The sequence below is a fragment of the Marinobacter fonticola genome, from assembly GCF_008122265.1.
Lineage (GTDB): Bacteria > Pseudomonadota > Gammaproteobacteria > Pseudomonadales > Oleiphilaceae > Marinobacter_A > Marinobacter_A fonticola.
Map to the genome: position 1 here is coordinate 3,902,276 of NZ_CP043042.1, position 14,035 is coordinate 3,916,310.

Sequence of the window (14,035 nt, forward strand, 5' to 3'; positions counted from 1 at the left end):
AAGCTGTGGGTCCGAACAACTAGCGGGGACGCAATTTGTCTAATTTTAGGGTCGACAGTGTGCGGGAACGAACGTCGTTCAGCAGTTCCGCATCGTCGACCAGCGATTGACCGTAAGACGGGATCAGCTCGCGCATGCGCGCCTGCCACTCCGGCGATTTGATGCGCTCGGGGAAACAGCGTTCGACGACGTCGACCATCGCGTTCACCGCAGTGGATGCGCCGGGCGAGGCGCCTAACAAGGCGGCCAGTGAGCCATCCTTCGCCGCGACGATCTCGGTACCGAATTCCAGTTTGCCGCGACCGTCAGCCGACTTCTTGATGATTTGCACCCGCTGGCCCGCTTCGCGCAAATGCCAATTCTCCGCCTTGGCATCGGTGAAGAAGTCGCGCAGTGCCTCCATTCGATCCTCGTGAGACTGGAAAGCCTCCTTGATCAGGTAGCGGGTCAGATCCATGTTGCTCTTGCCCACCTGCATCATCGGCACAATATTCCCACCTTTGACCGATGAGAACAGGTCCATGACTGACCCCTGCTTGAGGAACTTGGTGGTGAAGCCGGCAAAGGGACCGAACAATAGCGCCGGTTCGCCGCCAATGATGCGGGTATCGAGGTGCGGCACCGACATGGGCGGTGCACCGACCGGCGCCTTGCCGTAGACCTTGGAGTAGTGCTGCTTGACCACCTCCGGGTTCTGGCACACCAGCCATTGACCGCTGACCGGGAAGCCGCCATAGCCTTTCGCTTCGTCGATCTCGGATTTCTGCAGTAGGGGCAAGGCCGCGCCACCGGCACCAATAAAGACAAAACCCGCCTCAATTTTCTTGATTTCGCCGGAGTTTTCGTCCTTTAGCCGCACTTTCCAGCGGCCATTATCACGCCGGGCGAGCCGTTTCACCGAATGGCTCAACAGCACGTCGAAGTTAGGCTCTTTGCTGAGCCACTCGACCATGTTGCGGGTCAAGGAACCGAAATCCACGTCCGAGCCATGCTCGACCCGGGTCGCAGCGACCGGCTGCATCGGGTCGCGATTCTGGATGATCAGCGGCATCCATTCCTTTAGGGTTTCGGGGGACTCGGTATAGCGCATGTCCTTGAACAGATGATGCTTGCTCAGCAGTTCATGGCGCTTACGCAGGTAAGCGACGTTATCTTCACCCCACACGAAACTTTGGTGCGGCGTAGCGTTAATGAACTGGGCCGGGTCGGGCAAGGCGCCCTGCTCCACCAGATAGGACCAGAACTGCAGCGAGACTTCGAAGGCTGCATTGATGGTCAGCGCCCGTTCGATCTGAACGCTGCCATCTTCGGTTTCCGGGGTGTAGTTCAGCTCGCAGTAGCCGGCATGACCGGTCCCCGCATTGTTCCAACCGTCTGTGCTTTCATGGGCCACGTGATCGAGACGCTCTACCATGACGATGTCCAGGGACGGATCTAGCTGCCTGAGCATCATGCCGAGGGTAGCGCTCATGACGCCACCGCCGACCAGCACGACATCTGCCTGTCTTGCAGTCATTATTTTTCTACCTTAATCCGATGATCAAAACGGAGTTCAGGGAACCCCCCGATAAATGCTCTATCGCTGCACCCCCTCTGCTACGGGCTTGTCCAGGGATTCCTCGGATGGGGCACGATTATCCGTTTTTTTGGCGCAAGATGAAATTGCCTAGAGCAATCGTCACAGAACTCGCGTGACCGAGGCAAAGATGCCAGTGGCCGCTGCCGGACCCCGGGGAGTAAACTCCTCGGCTGCTTTCACACCTGTTCTATACGTAACAGCCTTCGGATGGTTTGTCCCTTATGCATTGGTTGGATATTACGCTGGTCAGCTTTGCCGTTCTGGCCTTGCTGGGCGTCATCTTCGAAGAAGTCACCCACGTCAACAAAGCAAAGGTCACCCTGTTTTTCGGTACTCTGTCTTGGTTGCTGCTATTCATCGGCAGCGAGTCTCCAGCGCAAACGCAAGCGGTCTCGCACGGCTTGGCGGAAAGCATCTCGGAAATTGCCGGACTCTGGCTGTTTCTGGTGGCGGCCATGACTTTCGTGGCCTATCTGAACAAGAAAGGCATGATCGAGAACCTGATCTATCTGATCATGCCCAAACGGATCAAAGAGAACCACCTCCTTCTGCTGACAGGGCTGTTCTGCTTCGTTTTCTCGTCTCTGGCGGACAACATTACCGCCACACTGGTGTCTTGCGCGCTGATCCTCTCTCTACATCTGGACAGGAGAAAGCAGATCAGGTTCATCACGCTGGTGGTTTTCGCGGTGAACTCCGGCGGCGTCGCCCTGATCACGGGCGATGTCACCACGCTGATGATCTTCCTGGCCGATAAGGTGGAAATCCTCACCCTGCTAGCGTTGTCGTTACCTGCCGCCTGCGGTGTGTGCCTGCTGGCGCTGTTGCTGTCCCGCGGCATGACGGACGAAGTGGCGCTGGTGCATGACCGCAACGAGGTGCGCCGGGTGGATATCGTTATTGCCGGACTTTTCCTGCTGACGATTGTCTCGACCATCGTCTTTAACGTGCTGTTTCAGGTTCCGCCGATGCTGATGTTCCTGTTCGGATTGTCGGTGATGTTCCTGATATCCCGCTTTTTCAGCTCGGATTCCGACCTGGATCCGATTCTCGAATATATCCGCACCATCGAATTCGAAACCCTGCTGTTCTTCCTGGGCATCCTGCTGATCGTCGGCATGCTCAAGGAAATCCAGGCCCTGGGCAGCTTCGTTGCCATCTACGACGTTCTGCCGCCGCTGGTAGCCAATTATCTCATGGGTATATTCTCGGCGATTATCGACAACGTGCCTCTGACGGCTGCGCTACTGAAGGCGGGTATCGAGATGTCCCCAAGCGAGTGGCTGGGACTGACCTATGCGGTGGGTGTGGGCGGCTCGCTACTGGTGATTGGCTCGGCTGCCGGCATCGTCGCCATGAGCAAGATCCCTGGTCTCACGTTTGCCAGTTACCTGCGCTACAGTCTGTGGCTACTGGTGGCTTATACGGTGGGTTACGCGGGCGTATACGTCCTGGGCATGTTTCTTTGAATGGCGGCGGATAACCGTCTGCTCGGCTATAGTCGAGGTCATAAGCGAGCAAAGAAAAAGCATTATCCCTGATGCCGGGAATGCTAAACGCGGAGTGACTATGGAACTATTACTCTTGGGCGCCACCGGCGCCGTCGGACGTGAAGTGCTGGACATGGCACTGGCCGACCCGTCGGTGTCGCGAATCACCGCGCCGACGAGGCGGGCGCTGCTCCCGCACGACAAGCTGCACAACCCGGTATTGGATTTCGACAAGGGGCTGCCCGATGCCGATTGGTGGCACGCAGACGCCCTCGTTTCCTGCCTGGGGACCACCATACGCAAGGCCGGTGACCGGGCGGCCTTCCGGCGTGTGGATCACGACCTGATTCTGATGTGTGCCCACCGCGCCAAAACCCAGGAAACACCGGTTATGGTGCTGAACTCATCAGTAGGCGCCAATCCGCGGAGTCGGAATTTTTATTTGCGTACCAAGGGCGAAATCGAGAAATCCCTGCAGAAACTGGCTTTCGAGCGGTTAGTGCTGGTGCGTCCGTCGCTGATCGATGCGCAACGGGACGAGCCCCGGCTGGCTGAACAGGTGAGCTTGTTAGCCAGCCGTTTGATGCGCCCCCTGACGCCAGCGCGTTACCGGCCCGTGACGGCACGGCACATCGCCGATTGCCTGTTGCGGGCCACTCGGGGCGATGCCGGCGTGTCGGTTATCGAATCCGAAAAGATCCGATCCGCCGGCGCCTGAAGACTAGGCCTCCTTGGCTTCGAACACCATTGCGATGGAGTTCAGGCAATAACGCTGCCCGGTAGGCGGCGGGCCGTCCGGAAAAACGTGCCCCAGGTGGCTGTCGCAACGCGGACAACGGATTTCCGTTCGCGCCATCCCCATGCTGATGTCTTCCAGGTAACGGATGTGGTCTGGATCGTAGGGGGAGAAGAAGCTGGGCCATCCGGTGCCGGAATCGAACTTGTGCTCGGAGCTGAACAGCGGCAGCTCGCACAGCCGGCAATGGTAGGCGCCGCTTTGCTTGTTATCCAGCAAGGTGCCGCAGAAAGGTTGCTCGGTGCCGTGGTCGAGCAGAATCCGGCGCTCGTCCTCGCTCAGGCCGGCAGCCCGCTTGTCGATCTCTGCCTTGGACAACGGGGTGAGATCGTATCCCGCTTCAGATGTGGACATGGCTTACGCTCCTGGTAACTGACTCTTGTAACTGGCTTTCGTAACTGACTGTCGTAACGGGCTTTCATCAAGCCTGGTCGTCGTTGAATTCAGGTTTCAGCCGGTCGCCGAAATTGTCACGCAGCTTTTCCATTTTCGGCGCGGCTACCGCCATCACATACGGTTGGTATGGATTGCGGGCGGCAAAGTTCTGGTGATAGTCCTCGGCCGGGTAAAAGGCCTCCAGCGGTTCTAGCGTGGTGACCACCGAATCGCCAAACACGCCGGATTCGTTCAGTTTGCGGATATAGGCTTCCGCCACCTGGCGCTGCTGCTCGCTCTCGTAGAAGATCGCCGACCGGTACTGGGTACCGCGATCATTGCCCTGGCGATTGAGCTGGGTGGGATCGTGGGCAACCGAGAAGAAGATACGCAACAGCTCGCCGAAGCTGGCCTTGGCTGGATCGTAGCGCACCTCGATGACCTCGGCGTGCCCTGTTGTACCGCTGCAGACACTCTCGTAATTGGCGGTTTCCGCCGACCCGCCGGCATATCCGGAGGTCACCGCGCTGACGCCGTCGACCGCCAGGTACACGGCCTCGGTGCACCAGAAACAGCCGCCACCCAGAACCGCCCGCTGCTCGCCGGCTTCCGCCGGTACGTCCAGATCGTCATCCGGTGCCGGAAAACGGCTACGGGGGACGTTCATACCCGGTATATCACAAGACTGGCTCATGCTACCTCCACGATGAAAAGACGTTCCGAGGGCGTTTCAGCGCCCTGTTCGATAGGCCATTTTCGCCCTTATCACCCTGATTTACCAATACGACGTGAACTTGGATCAGGTCGTTGGTGTGCGGCTTGGTCAATCAGTCGCATTTACTGTGCTCCGTCACCGGCTCATACTTGGGAAATATTTCTGACATCGACGTCAAGGTTCCGGTTTACGCCGGGGTCAAAGCAAGGAGCGGAGAATGACGCAGGTCGCCCCTGAACCGCAACATGACGACGAGCTTCTGGCATACCGTCTGTCCCTCAGACTCGGACCCGTGCATGCACGTCAACGGCTGGGTATCGAGCGCGAATTCGAGACGCGGCTGATCGATCGCGAAGGCAATTTCTGCCATCTCGAGAAATGGTACTCCATCCACGGCGTCATTCGCGGCTGTCTGCGCATGGCTGGCCTGCTGGGCCGGGCGCGGGCCAACGCCCGGCGTATACGCACGGTGGACCATCGCTTCGTACTACAGGATCTACCGGAAGCCTTGGAGGGTTTTCGCATTCTGCAGTTAACCGATCTGCACGTCGATATGGATGCCGAAGCTCTGGACGCGATGGTCCAGCACGTATCCACGCTGGATTACGACCTGTGCGTGCTTACCGGAGACTACCGCAAACTCACCTGGGGCCCGATCGAAGCCAGCCTGGAAGGCATGCGCCGGCTGCGCAACGTGATCAAGGGCTCGCCCCTGGCCGTATTGGGAAATCACGACAGCATTCGCATGCTACCGGCGCTGGAGGATATGGGCTACCAGTTGCTGGTGAACGAAAATACCGTCGTGGAGCATAACGGCGCCAAGCTCTACGTTGCCGGTGTCGACGACGCCCATTTCTACAAAGTGCACAACCTGCAGCGCGCGGCAGAGGGAATAGAACCGGGCTACACCTCGCTACTGCTGAGTCACACCCCCGAAATCTATCTGCAGGCTGCCCATGCCGGCTATGATATTTTTCTCTGCGGCCACACTCATGGCGGCCAGATCTGCCTGCCCGGCGGTATTCCCATCCTTCTCGATGCGGATTGCCCGCGCTTCGTCGGCAAGGGGCCTTGGCAACACATGGGCATGCAAGGGTATACCTCCTGCGGCGCCGGAACGTCCGTCGTCCAGGCCCGGCTGAACTGCCCGCCCGAGGTGAATATGCATACGCTTACGCGGGGACCGACCTGACACCGATCTTTCGGGCTTCACGCGCATTGCTTATCAACGCAGCCCCTGAGAGCTGCGATAACACCCATTCCCTTCAATCAAGTTACAGTGTCATATGGGAACGGAACTTGGTTTCATGCATCAATACGGCCGCCGCCGAATGCCTATGCGATACAGCATTGGCGAGAGCACCATGTTCGCGATCATGAAAGCCACCACGGTTACCACCACAACGACCCAGCCATAGCCAATCCAGAAGGCTCCGAATAGCGCCGGCAGGAAGGCTTCGGGAAGCTGATCCAGACCGGTAGCGCGGGAGCTGGGGCGCATGTGGTTGCGGCGTTTGATAAAGCTGCTAATCAGATCGCCCATTAACCCCAGCGCACCAAAAAGGGCGCCGAATAAGGCGCCCATGCCCATCGACGCACTGCACAACGTCGTTGCCGCTACGCCGATGATGAGCCCGCGCCATGTCTTGCTGTCGCCCAGCAGACGTTCGCCGTCGCGCCAGATGCGCCCGCCGTCCACCGGCTTGCCGCCGCGATGCCCCAACAACACCCGGCCCAATACCGGGGAGCCGTGGGTGGCAAGCAGCAAGACCAGAAGCTGGAGAATCAGCATGACGGTCACCGTCAGCTTTCCAGCCCTCCCCGGGTTAGCTTGAGTGGATCGAGAATTTTCTCCAGCTGAGAGCGGGATAAATCCGTTCGCTCCTCGGCAACATCGATAATCGAACGTCCGCTGGCATAGGCTTCCTTGGCGATTTCCGCAGCCCGGCTGTAGCCGATTTCCGGGTTCAGTGCGGTCACCAGCACCGGGTTCTTATCCACGGCATCCGCCAGATGTTGCGCGTTGACGGTGAAACCGGCAATCGCCTTGTCCGCCAGCACACGGCAGCTGTTGCTCAACAGACCGATCATTTCCACCAGGTTGGCGCCTACCAGCGGCAACATCACGTTGAGCTGGAAGTTACCGGACTGACCGGCAATGGCCACGGCGCTATCCAGCCCCATCACCTGGGCTGCCACCATCGCGGTGGACTCGGGAATCACCGGATTCACCTTACCCGGCATGATGCTGCTGCCCGGTTGCAACGCGGGGAGACTGATCTCCGCCAGACCGTGGATCGGCCCACTGTTCATCCAGCGCAGGTCATTGGCGATCTTCATCAGCACCACGGCCGCGCCCCGCAACTGCCCGGATAGGCTGACCGGTCCGTCGATCGCGCTTTGACCCACGAATTTGTGCTCCATCGTTCTGAAGAAAAACCCGGTCTTTTCGTTGAGTGCGGTAATGAAGCGGTCGGCGAAGTGCGAGTGAGCGTTAACCCCGGTACCTACGGCAGTGCCGCCCTGAGGTACCTCCAGTAGTTGCTCGCAGGCCCACTCGATGCGTTTTTCCACCGCTGCGAGCTGCTCGCGCCAGGTTTGCAACTCTTGACCCACGGTGACCGGCATGGCGTCCATCAGGTGCGTCCGGCCGGTCTTCACGATCTCGGACAGCGCGCCCTCGCGCTCGTAAATCGTGCCCTGCAGGTGGGACAGCGCCGGTAACAGCTCAGTCTGGATCAGCGTTACGGCGCTGACATGGATAGCCGTGGGGATCACATCGTTGGAGCTCTGGCTCATGTTGACGTGGTCGTTGGGATTAATCTCAACGCCATTGGTCTTGCCATGAGCGTTCGCAATCTGAGCGATCACCTCATTGACGTTCATGTTGGTGCTGGTGCCAGAGCCAGTCTGGTAGATATCGACCGGAAACTGGTCCCGGTGCTCGCCCCAGAGCAGGTCGTCACAGGCTTTGACAATCGCGTCCCGATGGCTGTTCTCAAGCAGGCTGAGTTTGCTATTGGCCTGAGCCGCCGCCCGTTTGATCTGAACCACCGCATCGATAAACGCAGGCGGCATGGGGCGCCCGCCGATGGGAAAATTATCTACCGCACGCTGGGTCTGGGCGCCCCAAAGCGCATCTTGCGGTACTTTAACCTCGCCCAGACTATCCTTCTCGATCCGATAATCACTCATCACAGCCTCCTTTCCTTCGAAACGCCTTGAAGCGTCATCGGCCCGAGCCGCTCTCCCACGGCCCGCCAGTGCCAAACACCGAGGCCGGACGCCTGTATTAATGCTCTACTTGCCGTTCACCGTAGGTCTGTCGATCACCATAGATCTGTCGGTCACCATAGCCTTGTCATTCACCTTAGGTGTATCACTCACCCCCGAGCGAACTCACTGGTCGGGATGGTGCTTGAGTCTTACATGATCACAGACCCCCGTCACTTGGGAAAAGTTCAGGATCAGGGTGTGAACTGTGTTGGTATAGGTATCGTGCAGGAAGAACTTGAAACGCTTCTGCGGCTCGCCTTGAAGAAAGGCGTCGTACTCCTTGACCAATTCCCGCACGTCGCCCCCGGCATCCTTGGTCCAGGTGGCATTGAATGGGCCCAGCACGGCTCCGCCACTCAGGCAGACCGTCACTTCATGGTTCGTCAGCGGATTGTCATTAGCTTGCATGGTTGCAGTCCCCTTAGGTCATGGACGAGCAGACGAAGACCGTTCTCCGGGAACGATCCGTTTTCATGCAGTGTAGTCGGGGCACGCCGGTCCCGTCAGGCCTAAAATAACGCCCCTTACGCGACAGGTAAGCACTCACGGAAGAACTGCAGAGTCTCCCGCAACACCCTTGCCTGGTTTTCCGCGCGCCGGAAACCATGCCCCTCGTCCGGGAAGCGTACAACCTTTACCGGCACGCCACCGCACTCCAGCACGTGCGCCATGCTATCGGTCTGCTCCGGCACCACCACGGCGTCCTGCTCTCCCTGGAAGAAGATCACCGGGCAAGTAATGCGATCGGCCCAGAACAGCGGGGTGCGTTGCTGCCAGGTTTCCAGGTGCGTGTCCGGGTTGCCCAGCAGCCAATCCAGGTAGCCGGATTCAAAGCGGTGGGTCATGTGGCGCAAGGATTCCGGATCGCTGACGCCGAACAGACTCGCCCCGGCCAAAAACACATCGGAATGGATCAGCGCATTGAGTACGGTGAACCCACCGGCGCTGCGTCCCATCACGAAGGCACGGCGCCCATCCACGAGCGTCTGCCCCGCGAGGTGCGTCACCGCGTCGCAGATATCCTCCCAGTCCGATTGGCCCCACTGGCCCTTTAGGGACATTCGGAAAACGCGCCCGTAGCCGGTGCTACCGCGATAGTTGACGTCAGCCACGGCAAAGCCGTTCGAGGTCCAGAACGCAACCTGAGGATCAAACACTGCGTAGGCCGCGGACGTCGGCCCACCGTGGACACGCACGATCACGGGCGGGGATGGGCTCTCCTCTCCGGCGGGCCGGTACAGGTAGCCATGTACGGTCTGATTGTCCCGGGCGCTGAAGTCGAACGGTTCCGGTGGCGGCATACGTTGGCAGGCCGGCGTCGTCTCGCCCCCGGCCAGCACCCGGTAGATCCCGCTGTCCGGCTCGATCTGCAGAACGCTATCGAGGCTCTCGCTGCGGCGGGCAATCACATAGATCTTGCCATCCATCACCTGCAGCGAGCGAAAGTCGGTGTACTCGTCCGCCAGCCGGCGTGTCACCCGGCCAGCTTCATCGGTCAGGACCAGCGACGCCCATCCTTGATCGTAACGCACCCGCACCCAGCACCCGTCGCCAAGCCAGGCATAATGGCGTTCGTCGAGTTGCCAGGGCGCGTTGGCATAATCCACTTGGTCCAGCGACTGCACGATCCAGCGACCGTAATGATCGACCCAATAGGGCAGCCACCACCCCGCATGATCGGACAGCGCGTAGAGCTGATCGCCAATGAAAAGTGGCTGCTGGATGGCCGCCGGCGCGGGAGTCGGGCACTCCTCCGTAGCGCTGACGGCACCTGCCTCATCTAGCACCGCCCGGCGCAGACGGGTCTGCTCCCAGGGCATGGCAGGCAGCGTCCACTCGACCCAAGCCAACCCGTGGCCATCGGCCGATAGCGTGGCGCAACCCAGATTCACGCGCCCGCGATAGTCCCCGGCAAGCTGCATCGATTCGCCGGTCGCTGCATCCACCGAGACCAGTGTCTGCCCGACCCCATAACCCTCGTCGAGGTGTTCGCACACCGCGAGGATACGTCCGCGGACGGGATCAGCCACCAAAGCACCGAAGCGCACGCCGGTCTGATGGGTCAAGGGCCGCTGACTATCATCCGCCAGGTTCAGCATCTGGATCTGCTGATCTGTGCCATCGACGAAGTAGACACACTCGCCCAGTATGCAGAAGGCACCGCCGCCATAGCCATTGACCTGACTGCGCACGCTGACCTCCGGCGGTGTCAGTGCCTGAACGCCGTCGTCACCGTAACGAAGCAACCGATTGTTGCCGGTCGCGGGCTCGGTTTCCAGCCACAAGAGCTGCCCCGCCCCCACACGCAGATTCCCGCGCTGGGCGTGGGCGGCTATCGCTTCTTCGGCGGACAGGGGGCGTGTCACATCAGGCCTTGGCAATAACGCGCGAATTCCTGGCGTTGCGGTAGGTCAGATCGGCCAGTGATGCAGTGGCGTGATCTGCCGCGCGGCGGGCCGCCAGGACGCGATCGTGGTGGGGGGATTTGCTGCACACCGGGTCGGCGTTGTCGGCGTTGCCGGTCAACAGGTAGGCCTGGCAGCGGCAGCCGCCGAAATCCTTGTCTTTTTCATCACAGGACCGGCAGGGGTCAGGCATCCAGGCATCGCCCCGGTAATGATTGAACCCTGGGCTGTCGTACCAGATCGACCTCAGGGTCTGATCCCGGACATTGGGGAATTCGATGGGAAGAATACGCGCACTGTGGCAGGGCAACGCCGTACCGTCGGGCGCAATGGTCAGGAAGATACTGCCCCAGCCGTTCATGCAACCTTTGGGGCGCTCCTCGTAATAATCCGGCGTGACGAAGATCAGCTTCATGGCGGAGTCCGCTTCGCGCAGCCGCTGGCGGTGGGCCTGCACCCGGTCTTCGGCGGTGTCCAGTTGCGCCTTGGAGGGCATGAGACCCTCACGGTTCTCGAACGCCCAGCCATAATACTGGCAAGTGGCCAGTTCAACGTAGTCGGCGCCGAGCTCTTCGCACAGGTAAATAATGTCATCCATCTGATGGATGTTGTGCCGGTGGATAACGAAGTTGAGCACCATGGGGTAGCCGGCTTCGCGCACGGCCCGGGTCATCGCCAGCTTTTTCTCGAAGGCCTTGCGCGAACCGGCGACGGCGTTGTTCAGCTCCGGATCGGAGGCCTGGAAGCTGACTTGAATATGATCCAGCCCGGCCTCGCGGAACTGCTCGATCTTGGCTTCGGTGAGACCGATACCGGAGGTGATCAGGTTGGTGTAGTAACCCAGCTTACGGGCCTCAGCGATCAGTTCCGGCAGATCCGGGCGCACCAGAGGCTCGCCGCCGGAAAAGCCCAATTGCGCGGCCCCCATGTCCCGCGCCTGGCGCAGTACGCTGATCCAGCCGTCGGTGTCCAGCTCCTGCTGGGTATTGACGAAATCCAACGGATTGGAGCAATACGGGCATTGCAGTGGGCAACGGTATGTGAGCTCGGCCAGCAGCCATAGCGGCGGGCCGGGCTGCGTTCTATTCGAGGCTGATCCAGTGTTGCTCACGGGCATCCTCCAGGAACTGGCAAATGTCATCCGACAGGTCACCGGCGTCGGCGAACCGGGCTTCCAGATTGCGGATGATCTGGTCCACCGGGGTCTTGCCATCCACCTCGCCGAGGATGGCGGCGGCGCTCTCGTTGAGCTTCACCATCCCCTCCGGATAAAGCAGAACATGCGCCTCTTGGGCCGGCTCCCACTGGAAGCGGAAACCCGGCCGCAATCGCGGTATTTCATCGATCATTGGAGCACTCATTGGTCGAGCCCCCGGTGCCAGACCTGCTCGCGGGTCACGGTGTGATAGGGCGGCGTCTGGTGGATATAGGCCATGGTCAGCGCGTCCAGCATCGTCCATAGGATATCCAGCTTGAATTGCAGTATCTCCAGCGCTCGCTGTTGCTGCTCAGGCGTGTTGAAATGATCCAGGGTAATCGTCAGACCGTGCTCGACATCCCGGCGGGCTTCGCCCAGGCGCTTGCGAAAGTAGCTGTAGCCGGATTCTTCAATCCACGGATAGTGCTGGGGCCAGCTATCCAGGCGCGACTGGTGAATCGCGGGTGCGAACAGTTCGGTCAATGACGAACAGGCCGCTTCTTGCCAGCTCGCCCAACGGGCAAAGTTGACGTAGGCATCCACCGCAAAACGCACCCCCGGCAACACATGGCGCTGGTCGGTCACTTCTTCCCGGGTCAGGCCCACGGCCTCGGCCAAGTTCAGCCAGGCCTCGATACCGCCGGGCCCGGTGCCGTCGCCGTCATGATCCAGCACCCGTTGCAGCCACTGGCGCCGAACATCTGCGTCCGGGCAATTCGCCATAATGGCGGCATCTTTGCGAGGAATATTAATTTGGTAGTAGTAGCGGTTGGCCACCCAGCCCTGAATCTGTTCGCGGCTACACGCCCCGGCGTACATCGCCTTATGGTAAGGGTGATGGATATGGTAGTAGTCGCCCTTTTCACGCAGGGCCTGTTCGAAGGCGGCACGGTCCAGTGCCACATTCGGCGCATTCATGCGGCACCTCCGCCCAGATCCAAATGCAACCCGTCGTAGGCGACTTCGATGTTGTGGATCTTGAGGATGGCGCGCTCCATCGAGTCGTCATCGAGAATCGGGTTGGTGTTGTTGATGTGGATCAGGATCTTGCGCTTGGCCGGCATCGTATCCAGCAGTTCGATCATGCCACCTGGTCCATGCTGGGCCAGGTGCCCCATCTCCCGGCCCGTTTTGGTGCCCACTTCGAGGCGCTGCATTTCATCATCGTCCCAGACCGTGCCATCCACCAGCAGAATGTCCGCGTGGCGCATCCACTCCTTCAACCGGTCGTCCGGCTGCCCCAGGCCCGGGGCGTAGAGTACGCGGGTACCGGTGCGGGTGTCTTCGATAAACAGACCGACATTATCGCCGGGAATCGTCTTGCCCCGGCGTGGCGAATACGGGGGTGCGTTGGAGAGCAGCGGAATTGCGGTCAGTTTCAGAGACGGCGCTGCCGGAATCCAGAACGATTCGCTATCCTCCGTCGGCATTTCTCGCCAGTTCAATCCGCCGTTCCAGTGCTTGAGCATGGGAAACAACGGAAAGCCGGTGGACAGGTCCTCGTGGACCTGGGGTGTACACCACACATCCAGCGGACAGCCCTCGCGCAGAGTTAGCAGGCCCGTCGTATGATCGATCTGGCTGTCCATCAGCAACACCGCGTCGATGCCGGTATCGCGGGCGTGGCGAGCCGGTTGTAGCGGCGCAAAGTCAGCCAGCTGACTACGAATATCCGGCGATGCGTTGCACACAATCCAGCGCTCGCCATCTTCGCTGATAGCAATGGATGACTGGGTGCGGGGCGTGGCGTTCAACGTACCCTTGCGCACGCCATCGCAATTGGGACAGTTACAGTTCCACTGCGGGAAGCCCCCGCCGGCCGCGGAGCCGAGGACATGAATCTGCATGGGGTTTCTCCTGAAAAAGCCTCTGGAGAACTCACGAACGCATCATGAATTTTCCAGAGGCCTTCATGTCGACGGCCGGCAGAACGCCGGCCGTCACGTACACCTTAGCGGTTGGCGAAGTACATGGTGACTTCGAAGCCGATCCTCAGGTCTTCATAGGCTGGCTTGGTCCACATAATCCTTACCTCGTCTCTATCGTCAGTGAATGAAAATCACAAGCTGATCATAGAAGGCGTTTCACGGGTTTCGTGATGTACTTTGGAACACATTTCGTTCCCATTCCACCTTCCTTAGTGGCATTACGATAAGAATAGTTCACCGGTTTGATACAACCCTCCGGCTTCTTTCAATGTT

At 59.8% G+C, this 14,035-nt stretch carries 15 protein-coding genes; 3 read left to right on the forward strand and 12 right to left on the reverse strand.

Annotated elements, in window-relative coordinates; all coding sequences use genetic code 11:
• Positions 1–19 precede the first annotated feature (19 nt).
• The gene (mqo, locus tag FXO11_RS17355) at positions 20–1,516 is read right to left on the reverse strand and encodes a malate dehydrogenase (quinone) (RefSeq protein WP_148864202.1); all 1,497 of its coding nucleotides are present in this window, start codon (positions 1,514–1,516) and stop codon (positions 20–22) included.
• Positions 1,517–1,800: 284 nt separating this feature from the next.
• Here mqo and nhaD point away from each other — a divergent pair, with 284 nt between their 5' ends.
• Both nhaD and FXO11_RS17365 read left to right on the forward strand, forming a co-directional pair.
• Positions 1,801–3,048 carry a sodium:proton antiporter NhaD gene (gene nhaD, locus FXO11_RS17360; protein ID WP_148864203.1) on the forward strand — a complete coding sequence of 416 codons (1,248 nt, stop codon included), beginning with the start codon at positions 1,801–1,803 and terminating at the stop codon, positions 3,046–3,048.
• 100 nt (positions 3,049–3,148) lie between these two features.
• Positions 3,149–3,787 (forward strand): Rossmann-fold NAD(P)-binding domain-containing protein, encoded by a 639-nt coding sequence (locus FXO11_RS17365; protein WP_148864204.1) that lies wholly within the window; start codon positions 3,149–3,151, stop codon positions 3,785–3,787.
• A gap of 3 nt (positions 3,788–3,790) precedes the next feature.
• Here FXO11_RS17365 and msrB read toward each other — a convergent pair whose 3' ends face one another.
• Both msrB and msrA read right to left on the reverse strand, forming a co-directional pair.
• Positions 3,791–4,219 (reverse strand): peptide-methionine (R)-S-oxide reductase MsrB, encoded by a 429-nt coding sequence (gene msrB, locus FXO11_RS17370; RefSeq protein ID WP_148864205.1) that lies wholly within the window; start codon positions 4,217–4,219, stop codon positions 3,791–3,793.
• 67 nt (positions 4,220–4,286) lie between these two features.
• Positions 4,287–4,934: a peptide-methionine (S)-S-oxide reductase MsrA gene (gene msrA / locus FXO11_RS17375; protein ID WP_148864206.1), complete on the reverse strand. Its 648-nt coding sequence runs from the start codon at positions 4,932–4,934 to the stop codon at positions 4,287–4,289.
• A 238-nt stretch (positions 4,935–5,172) separates the two neighbouring features.
• On the opposite strand from msrA, the gene FXO11_RS17380 reads away from it, so the two are divergent.
• The gene (locus FXO11_RS17380) at positions 5,173–6,147 is read left to right on the forward strand and encodes a metallophosphoesterase (protein ID WP_148864207.1); all 975 of its coding nucleotides are present in this window, start codon (positions 5,173–5,175) and stop codon (positions 6,145–6,147) included.
• A gap of 120 nt (positions 6,148–6,267) precedes the next feature.
• Here FXO11_RS17380 and FXO11_RS17385 read toward each other — a convergent pair whose 3' ends face one another.
• The 9 genes from FXO11_RS17385 to pqqA all read right to left on the reverse strand — a co-directional run bounded on the left by FXO11_RS17385 (position 6,268) and on the right by pqqA (position 13,857).
• Complete coding sequence (locus FXO11_RS17385; protein ID WP_148864208.1) at positions 6,268–6,747, reverse strand: CDP-archaeol synthase; 480 nt, start codon at positions 6,745–6,747, stop codon at positions 6,268–6,270.
• Positions 6,748–6,758: 11 nt separating this feature from the next.
• Entirely contained in the window at positions 6,759–8,150 is a 1,392-nt protein-coding gene (locus FXO11_RS17390; protein ID WP_148864209.1) for a class II fumarate hydratase, read from the reverse strand.
• Between the two features lie 204 nt (positions 8,151–8,354).
• Positions 8,355–8,639 carry a hypothetical protein gene (locus FXO11_RS17395; protein WP_148864210.1) on the reverse strand — a complete coding sequence of 95 codons (285 nt, stop codon included), beginning with the start codon at positions 8,637–8,639 and terminating at the stop codon, positions 8,355–8,357.
• Positions 8,640–8,755: 116 nt separating this feature from the next.
• Positions 8,756–10,597 (reverse strand): alpha/beta hydrolase family protein, encoded by a 1,842-nt coding sequence (locus tag FXO11_RS17400; protein WP_148864211.1) that lies wholly within the window; start codon positions 10,595–10,597, stop codon positions 8,756–8,758.
• A 1-nt stretch (position 10,598) separates the two neighbouring features.
• Positions 10,599–11,753 carry a pyrroloquinoline quinone biosynthesis protein PqqE gene (gene pqqE, locus FXO11_RS17405; protein WP_148864212.1) on the reverse strand — a complete coding sequence of 385 codons (1,155 nt, stop codon included), beginning with the start codon at positions 11,751–11,753 and terminating at the stop codon, positions 10,599–10,601.
• Positions 11,719–11,997, reverse strand: a complete 279-nt coding sequence (gene pqqD, locus FXO11_RS17410) for a pyrroloquinoline quinone biosynthesis peptide chaperone PqqD (protein ID WP_148864213.1) — start codon at positions 11,995–11,997, stop codon at positions 11,719–11,721. Before pqqD ends, pqqE begins: the two co-directional genes overlap by 35 nt.
• The gene (gene pqqC, locus FXO11_RS17415; protein ID WP_148864214.1) at positions 11,994–12,752 is read right to left on the reverse strand and encodes a pyrroloquinoline-quinone synthase PqqC; all 759 of its coding nucleotides are present in this window, start codon (positions 12,750–12,752) and stop codon (positions 11,994–11,996) included. Before pqqC ends, pqqD begins: the two co-directional genes overlap by 4 nt.
• Entirely contained in the window at positions 12,749–13,681 is a 933-nt protein-coding gene (gene pqqB, locus FXO11_RS17420; protein ID WP_148864215.1) for a pyrroloquinoline quinone biosynthesis protein PqqB, read from the reverse strand. Before pqqB ends, pqqC begins: the two co-directional genes overlap by 4 nt.
• Positions 13,682–13,785: 104 nt before the next feature.
• Positions 13,786–13,857: a pyrroloquinoline quinone precursor peptide PqqA gene (gene pqqA, locus FXO11_RS17425; RefSeq protein ID WP_007153157.1), complete on the reverse strand. Its 72-nt coding sequence runs from the start codon at positions 13,855–13,857 to the stop codon at positions 13,786–13,788.
• Positions 13,858–14,035: the final 178 nt, after the last annotated feature.

Excerpts from the sequence above, each read along its gene's own strand:
- mqo (WP_148864202.1), bottom strand. The coding sequence starts at position 1,516 with ATGACTGCAAGACAGGCAGATGTCGTGCTGGTCGGCGGTGGCGTCATG.
- nhaD (WP_148864203.1), top strand. The coding sequence starts at position 1,801 with ATGCATTGGTTGGATATTACGCTGGTCAGCTTTGCCGTTCTGGCCTTG.
- FXO11_RS17365 (WP_148864204.1), top strand. The coding sequence starts at position 3,149 with ATGGAACTATTACTCTTGGGCGCCACCGGCGCCGTCGGACGTGAAGTG.
- msrB (WP_148864205.1), bottom strand. The coding sequence starts at position 4,219 with ATGTCCACATCTGAAGCGGGATACGATCTCACCCCGTTGTCCAAGGCA.
- msrA (WP_148864206.1), bottom strand. The coding sequence starts at position 4,934 with ATGAGCCAGTCTTGTGATATACCGGGTATGAACGTCCCCCGTAGCCGT.
- FXO11_RS17380 (WP_148864207.1), top strand. The coding sequence starts at position 5,173 with ATGACGCAGGTCGCCCCTGAACCGCAACATGACGACGAGCTTCTGGCA.
- FXO11_RS17385 (WP_148864208.1), bottom strand. The coding sequence starts at position 6,747 with ATGCTGATTCTCCAGCTTCTGGTCTTGCTGCTTGCCACCCACGGCTCC.
- FXO11_RS17390 (WP_148864209.1), bottom strand. The coding sequence starts at position 8,150 with ATGAGTGATTATCGGATCGAGAAGGATAGTCTGGGCGAGGTTAAAGTA.
- FXO11_RS17395 (WP_148864210.1), bottom strand. The coding sequence starts at position 8,639 with ATGCAAGCTAATGACAATCCGCTGACGAACCATGAAGTGACGGTCTGC.
- pqqE (WP_148864212.1), bottom strand. The coding sequence starts at position 11,753 with ATGCCCGTGAGCAACACTGGATCAGCCTCGAATAGAACGCAGCCCGGC.
- pqqD (WP_148864213.1), bottom strand. The coding sequence starts at position 11,997 with ATGAGTGCTCCAATGATCGATGAAATACCGCGATTGCGGCCGGGTTTC.
- pqqC (WP_148864214.1), bottom strand. The coding sequence starts at position 12,752 with ATGAATGCGCCGAATGTGGCACTGGACCGTGCCGCCTTCGAACAGGCC.
- pqqB (WP_148864215.1), bottom strand. The coding sequence starts at position 13,681 with ATGCAGATTCATGTCCTCGGCTCCGCGGCCGGCGGGGGCTTCCCGCAG.